This window comes from Johnsonella ignava ATCC 51276 (assembly GCF_000235445.1).
Lineage (GTDB): Bacteria > Bacillota > Clostridia > Lachnospirales > Lachnospiraceae > Johnsonella > Johnsonella ignava.
This window is the reverse complement of sequence record NZ_JH378830.1, coordinates 156,967-173,259: the sequence shown is the minus strand read 5'-3', so window position 1 is coordinate 173,259 and position 16,293 is coordinate 156,967. Positions and strand designations below refer to the sequence as shown.

General features: G+C 35.3%; 12 protein-coding genes. 2 read left to right on the top strand and 10 right to left on the bottom strand.

What is annotated here, in order from left to right:
- Positions 1-130: 130 nt before the first annotated feature.
- The 4 genes from ftsH to HMPREF9333_RS03255 form a co-directional block, all read right to left on the bottom strand.
- Entirely contained in the window at positions 131-2,032 is a 1,902-nt protein-coding gene (gene ftsH, locus HMPREF9333_RS03270; protein ID WP_005539764.1) for an ATP-dependent zinc metalloprotease FtsH, read from the bottom strand.
- Positions 2,033-2,406: 374 nt separating this feature from the next.
- Positions 2,407-4,689: a hydratase gene (locus HMPREF9333_RS03265; RefSeq protein WP_005539761.1), complete on the bottom strand. Its 2,283-nt coding sequence runs from the start codon at positions 4,687-4,689 to the stop codon at positions 2,407-2,409.
- 23 nt (positions 4,690-4,712) lie between these two features.
- Positions 4,713-6,491: an ABC transporter ATP-binding protein gene (locus HMPREF9333_RS03260; RefSeq protein ID WP_005539759.1), complete on the bottom strand. Its 1,779-nt coding sequence runs from the start codon at positions 6,489-6,491 to the stop codon at positions 4,713-4,715.
- 111 nt (positions 6,492-6,602) lie between these two features.
- Entirely contained in the window at positions 6,603-8,387 is a 1,785-nt protein-coding gene (locus tag HMPREF9333_RS03255; protein ID WP_005539758.1) for an ABC transporter ATP-binding protein, read from the bottom strand.
- A 513-nt stretch (positions 8,388-8,900) separates the two neighbouring features.
- On the opposite strand from HMPREF9333_RS03255, the gene HMPREF9333_RS03250 reads away from it, so the two are divergent.
- A complete protein-coding gene (locus tag HMPREF9333_RS03250) occupies positions 8,901-9,920 on the top strand; it encodes a DUF4349 domain-containing protein (RefSeq protein ID WP_005539757.1) in 1,020 nt (339 codons plus the stop codon).
- Between the two features lie 213 nt (positions 9,921-10,133).
- Here HMPREF9333_RS03250 and HMPREF9333_RS03245 read toward each other — a convergent pair whose 3' ends face one another.
- From HMPREF9333_RS03245 to HMPREF9333_RS03220, 6 genes are all read right to left on the bottom strand, one after another.
- Positions 10,134-11,024 carry a DUF4846 domain-containing protein gene (locus HMPREF9333_RS03245; RefSeq protein WP_005539756.1) on the bottom strand — a complete coding sequence of 297 codons (891 nt, stop codon included), beginning with the start codon at positions 11,022-11,024 and terminating at the stop codon, positions 10,134-10,136.
- 175 nt (positions 11,025-11,199) lie between these two features.
- The gene (locus HMPREF9333_RS03240) at positions 11,200-11,820 is read right to left on the bottom strand and encodes a hypothetical protein (RefSeq protein WP_005539755.1); all 621 of its coding nucleotides are present in this window, start codon (positions 11,818-11,820) and stop codon (positions 11,200-11,202) included.
- Positions 11,821-12,084: 264 nt separating this feature from the next.
- Positions 12,085-12,339: a DUF3343 domain-containing protein gene (locus HMPREF9333_RS03235; RefSeq protein WP_005539754.1), complete on the bottom strand. Its 255-nt coding sequence runs from the start codon at positions 12,337-12,339 to the stop codon at positions 12,085-12,087.
- Between the two features lie 87 nt (positions 12,340-12,426).
- Positions 12,427-12,630 (bottom strand): sulfurtransferase TusA family protein, encoded by a 204-nt coding sequence (locus tag HMPREF9333_RS03230; RefSeq protein ID WP_005539753.1) that lies wholly within the window; start codon positions 12,628-12,630, stop codon positions 12,427-12,429.
- Between the two features lie 47 nt (positions 12,631-12,677).
- Entirely contained in the window at positions 12,678-13,772 is a 1,095-nt protein-coding gene (gene yedE / locus HMPREF9333_RS03225) for a YedE family putative selenium transporter (protein WP_005539752.1), read from the bottom strand.
- Positions 13,773-13,803: 31 nt separating this feature from the next.
- Positions 13,804-14,982: an aminotransferase class V-fold PLP-dependent enzyme gene (locus HMPREF9333_RS03220; RefSeq protein WP_005539751.1), complete on the bottom strand. Its 1,179-nt coding sequence runs from the start codon at positions 14,980-14,982 to the stop codon at positions 13,804-13,806.
- Positions 14,983-15,422: 440 nt separating this feature from the next.
- Here HMPREF9333_RS03220 and rpiB point away from each other — a divergent pair, with 440 nt between their 5' ends.
- Entirely contained in the window at positions 15,423-15,860 is a 438-nt protein-coding gene (rpiB, locus tag HMPREF9333_RS03215) for a ribose 5-phosphate isomerase B (RefSeq protein WP_005539750.1), read from the top strand.
- Positions 15,861-16,293: the final 433 nt, after the last annotated feature.

Below are 16,293 nucleotides of genomic sequence, written 5' to 3'. Positions count from 1 at the left end.
TATTTCTAAGCGTGTTTAATCATTTTTAATCAAAAAAACACACCGAAAATCCAAAAAATCTTCGGTGTGTTTTCCATGTAATACACTTTAAGTTTTTCATAAAACTGTTAGCTCAGTATATTTTTCGACTTTATACAAGTATAGCCTTAACCTCTTTTACAGGTTCAGGAATTCCTTTTTCTTTTCTAAATATCTTCATAAATTCCTGTCCGGTTATAGTTTCCTTCTCAATCAAAAAGGCTGCTATCTTATCCATTATCTCACGGTTTTCATACAACATTTCCTTGGCAGTCTTATAAGCACTCTTAAGCATATTCATAACTTCAGTGTCAACTTCGGTTGCAGTATCATCTCCGCATTCCATTACAGTTCTTCCGGTAAGATATTTATCTTCAACGGTAGCAAGTCCCATAAGCCCAAATTTATCACTCATACCGTACTGTGTAACCATAGCTCTTGCAATTGATGTCGCTTTTTCTATATCATTCGCAGCACCTGTTGTAACCGAACCGAACACTATCTCCTCAGCCGCACGTCCTCCGAAAAGTCCTACAAGCCTGTCCTCAAGCTCTTCCTTTGATTTCAGATAGGTTTCTTCTTCAGGTACATACATAACATAACCAAGTGCTCCCATAGTCCTTGGTACTATGGTTATTTTCTGTACAGGCTCCGAATTTTTCTGAAGTGCCGCAATAAGCGCATGTCCGACCTCATGATATGAAACTATACGCCTTTCCTTTTGATTAAGAACTCTGTCCTTTTTTTCCTTTCCTACAAGTACTACTTCAACCGCTTCAAACAGATCTTTTTGGCTTACCGCCTTTCTTCCATGTTTAACTGCAAGTATTGCAGCCTCATTTATCATATTTGCAAGGTCAGAGCCTACTGCACCACTGGTTGCAAGACCTATCGCATCAAGATCTACAGTCTCATCCATCCTTACATCCTTTGAATGTACTTTAAGTATTGATACTCTACCTTTTAAATCAGGTCTTTCAACTATCACCCGTCTGTCAAATCTTCCGGGTCTTAAAAGTGCCGGATCAAGAATCTCAGGTCTGTTTGTAGCACCAAGTACAAGAAGCCCTTTTGAAGAATCAAAGCCGTCCATCTCTGAAAGCAGCTGATTAAGTGTCTGCTCCCTCTCGTCATTGCCTCCGTATTTTGAATCCCTGCTCTTTCCTATAGCATCTATCTCATCTATAAATATGATACATGGTGCAGCCTCCTGTGCCTGCTTAAACAAATCCCTGACCCTTGAAGCACCGACACCTACAAACATTTCAACAAAATCGGAACCTGAAAGTGAGAAAAACGGAACCTTTGCTTCACCTGCAACCGCTTTTGCAAGCAAAGTCTTTCCTGTTCCAGGAGGTCCTACTAAAAGTGCACCTTTAGGCAGTTTAGCACCTATCTTTGTAAATTTTGCAGGATTATGCAGAAAATCAACTATCTCCGTAAGCGACTCCTTAGCTTCATCCTCACCTGCCACGTCCTTAAATGTAACTCCTGTCTTTTTTTGGAGGTACACCTTGGCATTACTTTTTCCAACTCCCATTATGCCTCCGCCGCCCATACGCCTCATCATAAAATTCATAAATAGAAGAACTGCAACAAACGGAAATACAAATGTTATAAGTGAAAGTATTATAGAAGTGCTGTCCTGCCTCTCTCTTTCAACCTTTACACCTGCATCATATAATCTGTTTATAAGATTTTCATCCTGGTCAACTCTTATCGTTTCATAATCCTTAGGTGAAAAAAAATCATTTTCTTTTCTGTTGTCATACTCACTTTTAAGCTTGATTTTTATATTGCTGTCCTTTATTACTACCGAGCTTACCTTTCCTTCATCAACCATTCTCATAAAATCGGTATAAGGTATAGTGGTAGTAGCACGCTGTGATATCTTTGACGGCAACACAGTAACCAAAAAAAAGGTAACAACTACTGCAACTAAAATAAAAACAACAGTCTGCAGAGTATTATTCTGACCAGGCTTTTTTCTATCATTATTGTCTTTATCATTCATTAAATGTTCCTTTAAATTATCCTTTCAATTTATTAATTTAATAATTTTGTAAACCTGTAATTTATAAAACAATTCGGAAAATTAAACGGCTTTTATATATACCGTACTTTACTCTTAATAGAATTATTTGATAAAATCCCATGAAATAACATATTAAACCCGAACTTATTACATTATAATAGTTTACAATCAATAAAGCAATAAATCATAAATGAAATTATTGTGAAAGCAGTAAACATCCGATTTTAAATATACTCAGAAGCCGGTGCGGCTACGATATTTAATTCCAACTTATTAAGACCTGTTAATCTATATTTCACCGCTTTTGACCCCATCACAAATAATGATAAAATTACCGTTCACACTAAACCTGTCTATTTATTTTTAGCTTTAATCCTGTTTTTATTGTAATTTATAAGACAACCGGCATTTATTATCTGCTTTTCTTCTTCAGTCATAGGTGCGATGCTTAAATTTATACTGTAAACATCCTTTTTTTCGCCTATAACATATGCCTTAATATTTGCCATATCCGTTTTTAGAATGTCCTTTATAAGACCTATATAAATATAATCACCTACTTCAAATTCAGGCGCTTCACTCATCAAAAAAGGCAGCATGCCCCAGTTTATAAGATTTGAGCGGTATCTTTTAGTTGCATATTCAGATGCTATATTGGCAAGTCCCCCTATAACTCTCTGACAGCTTGCCGCCTGCTCCCTTGCCGAACCGTCTCCGGGTTTTTTAGCATAAATTACACTGCCTATTTCAGTATTTTTAAAATCTGCATTAGGGTCAATCTTTTTAATCTCATTAAATACATGTTCAATTTCGACATCACATAAAGTACCGGCAACCCTTGCCTGTTCAAGCTCATAAACCTTACTGCTCCTGCCAACATACATAGGATCACGCCTTGAAAGCGTAAACTGTGCAAGTCCCAAAGGATTTGAGCGGTATGAGGAAGTTTCTCCTGACGGTATAAGCTCATCAGTTGTAGTAACTTCATCAAGTATTTTTGAGCATACCTTAAGCAGTATATTTTCATTAAGAGACTCCATAAGCGGCCAGTCTTTTATATTAGGACCGTAAACCAGCTTTTTTTCAGGATCCGCTTTTTTAAATCCCACGTAAATCCTATTTTTATAAGCTCTATCATCATAATTATACTCCGGCACTTTATAGTCAATATCTGTCGCAGGCGTGAGTATACCGCCTGCCGCTGCAGTTGCCGCCACTGATCTTGCATCCATCAGTGCCACTGCAGACATCTGCCCTGCTCCGGGTTTTGAACCCTCACGATTCGGGAAATTTCTCGTAGTATGCCTTATTGAAAGCCCCCTATGGGAAGGTGTATCTCCTGCACCGAAACATGGTCCGCAGAATGCGGTCTTTACTACGACACCGCTTTCCATTAAATCCGTTATTGCCCCTTTTTTATTTAAATCAAGATATACTGCCTGTGAAGAAGGATATACAGCCATATTAAATTCATCAAAACCGCAGCTTTTATCTTTCAGTATATATGCCGCCTCCATTATATTGGTATAACCGCCTCCGGCACAACCTGCTATAATTCCCTGCTGCACATGCAGCTTTCCGTCAATTATTCTGTCAGTAAGCTTTAACTCCTCTCCTGCACTGCCTCCTATCTTCTTTGCCTCAACCTCAACACTTCTTAGTATATCATCTAAATTTGAATTAAGTTCTTCAATACTATATACATTGCTTGGATGGAACGGCAAAGCTATCATAGGTTTTATCTTTGACATATCAACACGTACCATACCGTCATAATATGCGACTTTTTGAGGGCGAAGCCGTTTATACTCATCTTCCCTTTTATGAATTTCAAGAAATCTTTTTGTATCATCATCAGTTTCCCATATTGAGCTTAGACATGCCGTCTCAGTAGTCATTACATCTATTCCGTTTCTAAAATCAGTATCAATTGAGGCTATTCCGGGACCTATAAATTCCATAACCTTATTTTTTACATAACCGTTTTTAAATACCGCACCTATTATGGCAAGTGCCACATCCTGCGGTCCTACACCTGGCATGGGTTTTCCTTCGAGATAAACCGCTATAACCTCAGGATAATTTATATCATAGGTATCGCATAAAAGCTGTTTTACAAGCTCGCCACCTCCTTCGCCCATCGCCATGGTACCGAGTGCACCATAGCGTGTATGACTGTCTGAACCTAAAATCATCTTGGCACAGCCTGCAAACGCCTCTCTCATATACTGATGTATAACCGCTATATGTGCAGGTACATAAATACCTCCATATTTTTTTGCGGCAGAAAGTCCGAACATATGATCATCTTCATTTATAGTACCTCCTACAGCACACAGCGAATTATGACAGTTCGTAAGTACATAAGGCAGCGGAAAGCTTGTCATACCCGAAGCCTTTGCAGTCTGAATAATGCCTACAAATGTAATATCATGTGAAGCCATAGCATCAAATTTAAGCTTAAGTTTTTTCATATCTTTTGAGGTATTATGTGCCTTAAACAATGAATAAGCGATAGTTCCTTTTATTGCCTCATCTCTATCAAGCGGTACACCTTTATATTCAGGTGTTTTAATATCTTCTATAATTACCTCATTATCAATAAAATACACCGGACTGTTATACAGTTTAATCATAAAATTTCCTCCAAATCTATATTTTAACCATACTGGCTGTTGTAAAGCTGTGAATAAAAACCGTTCAGCTTAAGAAGTTCTTCATGTTTTCCTCTCTCAATTATATTGCCGTCTTTCATAACAAGTATTATATCCGCACTCGTTATTGTAGAGAGGCGATGTGCAACTACAAAACTTGTTCTTTGTTCCATCATCTTATCAAATGCCTTTTTTATCCTCATCTCAGTCATAGTATCAAGAGATGAGGTAGCCTCATCAAGTATAAGCATAGTCGGAAGGTTGAGCATTACCCTCGCTATACATAAAAGCTGTTTTTCTCCGGAAGACAGATTTCCTCCGTCATGACCTATTACTGTATCATAACCATTTGGAAGTCTTGATATAAAGCCGTCGGCATAGGCTTCCTTTGCAGCCCTTTTAATCTCATCAATCCCCGCACCGGGCTTCGACATGGCAATATTTTCTTTTATAGTGCCTGATTTTAGCCATGTATCCTGAAGTACCATTCCATATGAGCCTGCAAGAGAATTTCTTTTAATATTCATCGCATTAATTCCGTCTATAAACATCTCGCCCGAGTCCATCTCGTAAAATCTCATAAGCAGATTTATAATTGTAGTTTTCCCGCAACCCGTTGGACCTACTATCGCTATATGCTGGCCTTTCCCGGCTTCAATATTAAGATTTTTTATAAACTCTCTGCCTTTATTATATGAAAACTCCACATCCTTTAATATTACATTTCCTGAAACCTTCTTAAGCTCAACTGCAGATTCTCTGTCAGCAGGCACTTCGGTTTCATCTATAATAGAAAATACTCTTGAAGCACATACTACTGAATTTTGAAGTTCCGCAAATACTGCCGAAATCTCATTAAAAGGCTTTGAATACTGTACTGCATAACTCAACACCGCAGCAAGCTGACCTATACTCATACCGCCTTTTATAACCGACAATGCACCTACTATTCCGACAAGTGCATAAATCGAAGAATTTATAAATCTGGTAGCCGGGTTTGTAATTGACTGGAAGAATATAGCATTAAGTGCGGACTGTCTTAATTTTTCATCAGCACTTTCAAATACTCTACATATTTTAGATTCAGTACCGAATGCCTTTATACAGGATATTCCTTCAATCATCTCATTAACAACTCCTGCCATATCGGCTTGACATATCGACTGGTTTTTAAAATATGTATGTGTCTTTTTTGCTATAAAAAACGCCACAACCATTGAAAGCGGTGTAAGACCCACAACTGCCATGCCTATTCCGGCACTTACTCTAAATATTAATATAAGAGTAAGGACTATTGTAAGTATACCTGTAAAAAACTGTGTAAATCCAAGCAGAAGTCCTTCAGAGAGTTTATTTACATCATTTATAAGTCTGTTGATTATACTTCCATGGCTTGTTGAATCTATAAATCCCACCGGAAGTTTCTGGAGCTTTGAAAATGCCTTGATTCTTATATCTTTCAGCATATCATATGCTATAAGATTATTTATTACGTCCATTGCATATCTTGAAACTGCACATATAAACATAAGTATAATTATATATAAAATTATTTTTATCAATTTTTCAAAGTCAACATTTCCTTCTGAAATTATACTGTCAACCGCTTCTCCGGTAAGTACCGGCACAAGCAGTGTAGCTGCCACCACTGCAACTGCAAGACATATACTTGCGGCAAATCTCAGGCGGTGTTTTGCCATAAGCATAAATATACGCTTTATAGTGGCATTGTAAGCGCTGTTTTTTCTTTTTTTAAAATTATCGGTATTTACTTTATCCTTCATTAAATATTTTCCAAACTATTTTAAAATATGTTTTTTATATAATGCCGTATCTGTAATTACAATTAAAAACATCTCAGGCTTTAAAAATGTGTTTCTTACTTACTCACAGCCTTACACAGCATTTTCTTCAAAAAGCTGTGAACTGCATATCTCATGATACAACAGACAGGATTTAACAAGCTCTTCGTGAGTACCAATCCCTGCTATACGCCCTTCATCAAGTACAATTATCATATCCGCATTTTTTATACTTGAAACTCTCTGAGAGACTATTATAACAGTCATATTTTTATCAAGCCCGGATATAGCTTTCCTTAACTTAAAATCAGTAAGATAGTCAAGTGCTGAAGATGAATCGTCAAGTATAAGAATTTCAGGCATTCTTACAAGCGACCTGGCTATACTTATCCTCTGCTTTTGCCCGCCTGAAAGATTTCTTCCCAGCTGCTCAATCTCAGATTCAAGCCCGTCATGCTTTAAATCTATTATTTCCTTACCCTGTGCAATTTCTAATGCCTGTTCCAGCTGTGCATCATCAGCATCCGAATCCCCCCATTTTAAATTGGATTTTATAGTTCCGCTAAAAAGCAGGCTTTTTTGCCCAACAACAGATATATGTTTACGCAAAGATTCTATAGTATAATCCTTTATATTACTGCCTGCAATCTTTACACTTCCTGAAGTTGCATCATAAAATCTGGGTATAAGGTTTATCAGTGTAGTTTTCCCTGAACCTGTAGCTCCTATTATACCTATTGTCTGTCCTCTTTTTATGCTGAAATTTATACCCTCAACGGCATGCGCCCCAGATTCAGGATAGACAAAGCCTGTATTATCAAATTCAATCACAGGAGGAAATACCCCATTTTTATCATCTTTATCATGATATTTATAATCACTTCCATAAACTCGGTCAAATACATCGCCCAGATCAAGCTCTCCTCCGATAAGTGAATTTTTTATATCAAATACGCCCAGTACCCTTTTAGTACATGCATATGAGCGGGACATAAGTATAATAAGATTTGCAAGTTTTAAGAGTTCAACAAGTATCTGCCCCATATAATTAACTAAAGCAACAACTGCACCCTGTGTAAGTCTGCCTGTATAAACCCTCACCGCTCCTGTATATAAAATCGCTATAATCCCGAAATTTATAATCATATATGTTATAGGATTCATAAGTGCGGAAAGCTTCCCTGCAAATACCTGCTCTCTCATAAGCGAATTTGATATAGAATTAAATTCCTCCTTCTGTACTTCCTGCTGCGAAAAAGCCCTTATGACTCTTACACCTGCAAGATTTTCCGATATTTTCCCAAGTACGGCATCAAGCTTTTTTTGTACATTTTTATAATATATTACACTTTTTGACATTATAAGCACCACTGTTATACATAAAAGCAAAATAACGCCTGCAAATATAAGTGCTTCAAAACCGTCTATTGTAAATGCCATAAACAATGCACCGAACACTATAAGCGGCGAACGCAGCACAAGCCTGAATGTAAGATTCAGACCCATCTGTATCTGATCAGTATCATTTATTACCCTTGCAATAAGTGTATCCCTTCCCACACTATCAGCTTCATTCATGGAAAGACTCATTATATGCCTGAATAAATCATCCCTCAATCCCGTAGAAAAGCCTACTGCCGCCTTTGCCGCAAAATACTGTGCCAGGATGGCACAGACAAGACCTACAAAGCTGAAAACTATTATCAAAAGTCCCATCTTTATTATATAAGTTTTATCGGCATTTTTAATACCTATGTCTATCATTTTTGCTATTATAAGTGGTGCTAAAAGCTCAAGCCCCGCTTCAAAAAACTTAAAAAGCGGTGAAAGAACAGCTTCTTTTTTATAATTTTTTAGATATTTAATTAATTTTAACATATTGTAAATTCCTGCCGTATGTAGTTTTATAAATTTTATATATACGACTTTGCCGCTTTAGTATAGCATAGAAAAAAAATTTTTACCAATATTTTATACATGATTAAACTTACAACCATTCTTACTAAACATCGTTATTGACATGACTTGAGCATTTACATCTATCTCTTTATTTAGCTGTTATATTACTGTCCTCTTTATAATCGGCAAAATACCGTCATAAATTACAGCTTAAATAAAACAAATATTCTGTTTTATTTTAATAATTATATATAAAATCTTAATCTTATTTAATTGCTTATAAATATTGTAAATGCTATAATTAAATTAAATTATTATAATAATTTGCTTTAATTAACGTAGGTTGTTACAGTTTTAAAAAATACACCGGCACGGTTTTAACAATTCTAAAACTTTATCTTTTTGTTTCTTAAATTTTAGAATTGTTATAATTGCCGACACTTTTTTGACAGTTTCACTACAACCGGTAAAACTGCTACGGAGGGAATATTTATGAAAAAAAACAATTCTAAAACTGATTACATTAATCAGATTTCAAAAACAGCTTTTATTTTAATATCAATACTCACTGCATCCACCTTATTATGTGCATGTTCATCAAAACAGGCAGGTGCAAACAGTGCAGTGGCAGTTGAGGAAACTGCAGCAGTAGCTGAAGCGAAAAGCAACTACTATACAGGTTCCGCAGATGAGCTGCAAAAAAATTCATATGAAAATACAGATTCTGCCAAAGCAGATATGAACATATCTGTACCTGCATCAAAAAAACTTATAAAAAATGCATCCTTACGCCTTGAAACCCTGGATTTTGACAAAATACTTTCCGACATAAATTCAGAAATAGAAAATTACGGCGGTTATATAGAACGCTCCGAAACAAGCAACAGATCACTTTATACATCTTCATATACTGATGAAGGCTATACTTCATCTCCCAGAATTGCCGAAATCGTTGCAAGGGTCCCTGCCGATAAACTCGATGATTTTATATCATTTCTTGAAAAAAATACGAACGAAACCTATAAGTCGGTAGGTACAAATGATATAACTATGCAATATATGGATCTTGAAAGCAAAAAGAAATCACTTGAGCTTGAACAGTCAAGACTTTGGGAATTAATGGAAAAGGCTGAAAACGTAGACGCTGTAATAGCTATAGAAGCAAGACTGTCAGAAGTCAGATATGAGCTTGAAAGCATGAATTCACAGCTTAAATATTATGACAACCAGGTTGACTACTCCACAGTTGATATAAATCTCATTGAGGTTAAGGATTACCAGACAAAATCTGATGCCGGCATAGGTACAAGGATATCTTCAGGCTTTAAAAGAACCCTTAAAAATATAGGAAAGTTTTTTACTGAACTTTTTATAGGTATTATTGTTTCAAGCCCTGTAATAGTAATGCTTATACTGTTTTTTGCTATAATCATCTTTATACTGCTTCATTTCGGTAAAAAATTTAAAAACAGAAAAAAAAGTAAAGACACTCCTGATGAAAAAAGCAACTAATCTTTCAGTTTTTTAAGAAAAGAAAATCTTGTAATTAAAAAACAAATTATCAGGATATTACCCTATAAAATACAAATAAAGTCCCGGATTAGCTAAACTGCCGACCCGGGACTTTGTTTGCTTCTTCGGAAATAAATTATAATTACATCAGTGCTTTTATAAAATTAAAATAAGAAATTCAAATTAAAGCATATCCTATAAAAACAATATATTCTACTTACAATAATCAACCCGCCTAAGATCACTTATCATAAATTGACATTCCGGTGCAATCAATTCATCACCAATCTCAGAAACTTTATACCAGCAGCTGTTTGTCGAGGACGGGTTTTTAAGTATATGAAATTCTTGTGCCGGCATAAAGCCTTGTGCCAGAAGAAATGCTTTGTCCCCGTTCCGGTCTTTGCAAACATCAGCCACCATCACAACATGCCCCGGAGCCCCACCTTTTATAAATATGTCTCCGATCTGAATGTCAGTAATATCTATTTTCTTACTTTCTTCCACCATTGAAAGAGTTGAGGCATATTCAAAAACCATCTCTAAATAATTTTCAAAAGTCTCTTCATTGTCTAAAAATTCTCCACGTTTTTGCCAGGCTGTTCCTGAATCACTGAAAACAACCCGATAGCCTTCGCTCCAGTGTCTGTAATCACACAGAAATCCATTGACAAAATGAAAGGCGATCTTATCTTTTTGATCTGTTTTATAAAGATACTCCGCATAGATACGCATTATAGAATCTGCACATTGTTGCAGATCTTTTTCACCAAGCTTCATATCAAACACAGCTTCATGATTTGATTGATTTACTCTTTCTTTCCCATCAAACAAAAGGATCGGACTGCCGTATTTTTTTAGCGGATAATAACGAATAAAATCGGCGAAACTTCCTTTTTCAGCTTCAGCTCTTTCAAATCCTTCCGGAACATGGAATCTACTCTCTATTGTACCGCCTGCCGGATCAATAATCTGCTCAGTTTTATCAGCAGGCTCAGTATGCCCAGTCTTTGTAATTGTAATGTCATTATTCTTTATTGACTCTAAATCAGTACAGCTTATCAAAAGAACAGGTATGATAAAAAGAATTATCAATTTTCTCATCTATGCCTCCTTCCGCCTTGAAACCGGAACAGTAATTATATTTTTATTGTAGCATATCTATTATTCCAATTCCAATTTCAATTTTAAGTTCTTAAGCCTTTTAAAATAGGATTGGAGATATAGAATATATTCTTTTGCATAAGAAGTACACCAATGATTCGAGCCTTGTATTTCTTTATAATCCATTTGTAATATTTTTTTCCGTCGGATAATTAACATTTTTTGATTCTGTTTTTTCATCCCTATCATTTACCTTTATTTTTAATATCGGTTTATTAATATCAGAGTATAAAGTATCTTGATTACTTCTTGGAAATGTCTCATCAATTTTTACAATATTAAGAGTAGGAGCTCCGCCATTAGAGTCATCTTTTGTTTCAAATCTATATTTCCCTTCTTTTTGTCTAAGTTCATCAATTTCTTTCAGGAAATCTTCGCTAATGGTTGAACTCCATGTTAATTTTCCATCACTATCTTCAAATACATCAAGTACCTGTACGCATTTTCCATTAACATAAATCGGAAACTTAGTTGCCACCATTTTTTCTTTATCAGTACTATATACTCCATACGGCTCCCCAACTACAATATCAGAACCGGCGTACTCTTCTATCTCTTCATCCGCAAAAAAATTCATCCAGTTGTTTTGAATGTAGTCTAAAATATCATTTCTATATTCCCCACACTCAATTTGAAGATATTTTTCATTATTATTACCGGCAAATATTATTTGCCTGCTAAAAGTTAAAAAAAGTGCTATCAAAAGAAATGGTATATATATAAGTATTTTTCTCATAGTAATTTTCTCCTGTCTAAACTTATTACACTTTTCACTACATCTATTTACCAAAACTTCACCGCCCTTATCTATTTTAATCAAAAAAATAAATCGTTACATTCACTATATTTATAATAAAATTCAGGATATAAATATACCGGAAGTTTTCCGGTATAATATAAACAAGGGTTACGCTAAAACATAACACAGTTTATATTTTAAAGGAACTCTTCCGGTATTCTAACAGGCTCATCATAAGCATTTCATACTAAAAGCAGTATATCAGCTTATATTTAAAACCATTATATAATCAACTTCGCTGCCTTGTTTATGCACCACTTCATATACAGCCTCACAGTCCCTGTCCATAAGTTCTTCCATACAGTTATGTGATGTAAATCTTATACATGTACCGCATGAAGACGATAATTTTCTAGGTACCGGTTCAAGAAAAAATTCAATATTATTTTCCTTTAACTTTTTTCCTGTTATCATAGCTGATAAATGTGTATGAAAAGTAGCAATATACTCTTTCATTAAAACCTCCAAATAGCTTTTATATATAAAACACTCAATAATCCCGTAAGACCTGTATATAAAATGATTGTATATAATAAACAGTCATCATTTCTTAAGTTTAAGTTTAAAATCCTCTCCTTCCTTAACCACCTCCACACTGTATCCGATATTTTGTGCAAACCTTGTAATATTTTCAACGGATACTTTATTATCAACCATAACCTCAAGCTGTGCAGCCTTTGTCTTTTCAATCTCTTTTTTAGTCATTACTACAGGCATAGGACATGAAAATCCCCTCGCATCTACCATTTTCTTACCATCCTTTCATCTATACAAACTTATAACTTACCGGCTATTTAATCCTGTGCCTTAGGCAAGTTAATAAATGATATTATAAGAAGTACAACAAAGCATCCTATAACCGCAACCTTACCGGTATTTGAAATACCTCCTACCACAAGCTGTTTTGCCTCATTTAATGAATCCGGATTTCCGGCGAGCTTAAAATTATGTGCAAAAGCAGATCCTGCAACCATGCCTATCACAGTTATTACAGAATCTCCATTTCCTTCCGCCGCAAGTATAAGCTGCCTGAACGGACAGCCTCCAAGCATTACACTTCCCCAACCTGCTAAGACCATACCGAGGAAATTCCATATATGTGAGCTGTGGCTCACAGGCTGAAGCACAAAACCCGGCTTAAAGCTTCCAAGTACAAGATCACCTACAAAAACAGTAAGCAGTATAACAATAAAACCTGATAAAAGTCTTGTATCTTTAAATAATATAAAATCTCTTATACCACCTACTGTACACAGCCTTGACTTCTGTGCAAGTGCACCTACTACAATAGCAACCACAAAAGATATAAGTACAGGTGCATGTTTTGAACCTGGTCCTTCCTTACTAAGCAAAAATAGAGCCGGTACTGTTAAAAATAAAATCATTAAGAGTGTCATCATACCGGAAAGCACAAAACCCTCACTCGTACTTACATCATATGAACGTTTAAGAGAAAATCCTTTATTTATAAAAAAGATTCCTATAACTATGCCAACTATAAATCCTGCAAGTGCAGTTATTGCATTTAAATCTCCGCCTCCAAGACGTATTACCATCCTTAAAGGACAGCCTAAAAATACAAGTGCACCTATCACAACAACCATCCCTATTATAAATCTTGTAGCAGGTGAAGATCCTGCCTTTGCTCTAAATTCACCATTTGTTAAAGCCAGTGCAAAAGCCCCCAGAACAAGTCCAATTATCTCAGGTCTTATATACTGAACCTTATCGGCACGATGTAAACCTATCGCACCTGCTATATCCCTCAAAAAACATGCAATACAAAATCCCATATTTGCCGGATTTCCAAGCTTTGTAAGAACAAGTGCAGCAAGTCCTACACAAAAACCCGTTGCTATAATTACAGGATCAATTAATTTACTTTTCATCTCTCATATTTCTCCTTAAATTTTTACACAATTACACAGTTATAAGATCGCCTACTGCTTTTACGGCATAGTCTATCTCATCAGGCGTATTATAATATCCAAATGAAAACCTTATACTTCCCCTTAAACCACTGCCTAAAGTTTTATGTGCTCTAGGAGCACAATGAAGCCCACAGCGTGTAAATATCCTGTATCTGCAAGCCAGTTCTCTGCATATAAGTGCATTATCAAGTCCTGTAAAATCAAGGCTTATTACTCCGCTGTTATCTCTTTCCTCCTTTCCTAATATTTTTATACGGTCCTGTAATTTTAAATTATAAAGACCGGTTATAAATCTCTTATAAAGCATATCCGTATGCTTATAGAGTGTATTTACACCTGTATTTTCTATAAATTCAAGAGCTTTTTCAAGTCCATATATTCCCGGTATATTCGGAGTTCCCGCTTCAAACTTATCAGGCATAAACTCAGGCATAAACTCACTTTCAGAAGCACTGCCGGTACCGCCACATATAAATGGTGAAAGTCTTTTTGCAAAATCCTTTTCCATCATGATAAGACCTATTCCTTGAGGACCCATAAGCCCCTTATGCCCCGGCACTATAAGTGCACTAATCCCGGATTTAAAAAAATCTATAGGATAATGCCCGGCAGTCTGAGCTGCATCCAATATAAAATCAATTCCATTTTCTTTACATATACTTCCTATTTTATTTATATCAAATATTTCACCGCTCACATTTGAAGAATGAAGCATTATAACTGCTTTAGTATCAGCTCCTATAAGATCTGACAGACTATCATAGCTGCCGTCTATACCAAGTGTATACGGAAATTCATTAAAATATGTTTTAAATTCTGTATGATTACTATGTTGTTTTTCAAGCAAATTTAAAGGTCTCATTACCGCATTGTGCTCAAGAGGGCTTATAATCACATGACCGCCATCCTTCAAATAAGCATTTATCACCATATTTAGCCCGATTGTTGCACCTGAAGTTATAATAACATGTGTAGGATCATCAAAATTAAATATTCTGCAAGCCCTCTCCCTCAGTGATAATGCAGTCATGCCGGTTTCCGAAGCCGAGCTGTAAGTTGATCTGTTTATACTGGCACCTATTTCATCAATATAATACTTCATTGCAGAGCTTACACCGGAAGCCTTAGGATAAGATGTTGCCGCATTATCAAGATAAATACCGTCCATATTGTCTTAACCTCCTGACATATATTATTATTTCTATGTTTATATAAAATAATATATCATTATATTTATTTTAATAATATAATATAACAATAAAATACCGGTTATCAAATCGCTACAGCAGATTTATACCGCAACTATACTTAATGATATTATAGCAATAATTATAATATTTGTACAGTTTTTTTGTTATATTTTTATAAATCATGTAACCTCCATATTTTTTATAAATTACTATCTATAATCATATAAAAGTCGATATTCCCGCATTAACAAACTTATTAAAATATGTTAAAATAAATATGCAATATAAGAACTGATTATTAATACTTAATAATCCTATGCTTGTAAATAAATTTATACTTAAATTTTTCATGTATATATTATTTTGTAATTATGCAGTTCTTTAAAATAAGCATACTCATCTAAATAAGGAGGTAATCATGAAGATAGGCATCGGAAATGATACAGCAGGTACAAAATTAAAATATATAATACTTGAGCATTTAAAATCTAAAGGCTTTGAGGTTATCGACTTCGGAGCTGCAAACGGTGAGACAGTTGAATATCCTGCTGCCGCTAAAACTGTATCAGAAGCCGTTTTAAAAGGCGAGGTTGATAAAGGCATACTTTTATGTGCCACAGGAATAGGCATTTCAATGGCTGCAAATAAGATAAAGGGCATCAGAGCCGCATTATGTGCTGACAGTTATTCTGCCAAGATGGCTGCGGAACATACTGATGCACATGTAATAGCGATCGGAGCGAAAATTATAGGAGAAGAAGTTGCAGTAGATATAGTAGACTCATTTTTAAACTCCAGGTTTTCAGGAGGAGTTTTTAAAACAAGAATAGATTTAATGTCAGAGCTTGAAAAATAATCTCTTTAATGTATGAAACAATAATAATATATAGTAGTAATATATAACGGTGAATTGAAAATCTAACTTCCGTTTATAAAAGTAACTTCCAGTTGAACGAGAAACTTCCACTTTTGCAGGAAAGTAAAAATATTTTTGTTAAAAAAAATAGCGATTTTTATGTAAACTTTACTTACAGTTTCTTATTTTTGCGCATGCAAAACAGGACACTGGGATACATTTCTTTCATTTGTGAAAGACTAAGTTCCACTGCCCTAATGGGTTAAGGGGTAGCGTGTTCATAGGTATAGAGTTAATGGTTTAGGATAAGTCGGTCTTTGACGCCGGCTTATTCTATTTTGAGGAGAAATGGTTGCAGTGTTACTTCATCAGGATCTATCCGTCTGATTCCCATTTTGTGGATTATCTCTTCTCCGTAGAAAAAGGAAATACA

Bases quoted from the DNA above. Each gene is read 5' to 3' on its own strand.
- HMPREF9333_RS03245 (WP_005539756.1), bottom strand. From the start codon at position 11,024: ATGAGAAAATTGATAATTCTTTTTATCATACCTGTTCTTTTGATAAGC.
- HMPREF9333_RS03260 (WP_005539759.1), bottom strand. From the start codon at position 6,491: ATGAAGGATAAAGTAAATACCGATAATTTTAAAAAAAGAAAAAACAGC.
- HMPREF9333_RS03240 (WP_005539755.1), bottom strand. From the start codon at position 11,820: ATGAGAAAAATACTTATATATATACCATTTCTTTTGATAGCACTTTTT.
- HMPREF9333_RS03230 (WP_005539753.1), bottom strand. From the start codon at position 12,630: ATGGTAGATGCGAGGGGATTTTCATGTCCTATGCCTGTAGTAATGACT.
- ftsH (WP_005539764.1), bottom strand. From the start codon at position 2,032: ATGAATGATAAAGACAATAATGATAGAAAAAAGCCTGGTCAGAATAAT.
- HMPREF9333_RS03235 (WP_005539754.1), bottom strand. From the start codon at position 12,339: ATGAAAGAGTATATTGCTACTTTTCATACACATTTATCAGCTATGATA.
- rpiB (WP_005539750.1), top strand. From the start codon at position 15,423: ATGAAGATAGGCATCGGAAATGATACAGCAGGTACAAAATTAAAATAT.
- HMPREF9333_RS03250 (WP_005539757.1), top strand. From the start codon at position 8,901: ATGAAAAAAAACAATTCTAAAACTGATTACATTAATCAGATTTCAAAA.
- HMPREF9333_RS03265 (WP_005539761.1), bottom strand. From the start codon at position 4,689: ATGATTAAACTGTATAACAGTCCGGTGTATTTTATTGATAATGAGGTA.
- yedE (WP_005539752.1), bottom strand. From the start codon at position 13,772: ATGAAAAGTAAATTAATTGATCCTGTAATTATAGCAACGGGTTTTTGT.
- HMPREF9333_RS03255 (WP_005539758.1), bottom strand. From the start codon at position 8,387: ATGTTAAAATTAATTAAATATCTAAAAAATTATAAAAAAGAAGCTGTT.
- HMPREF9333_RS03220 (WP_005539751.1), bottom strand. From the start codon at position 14,982: ATGGACGGTATTTATCTTGATAATGCGGCAACATCTTATCCTAAGGCT.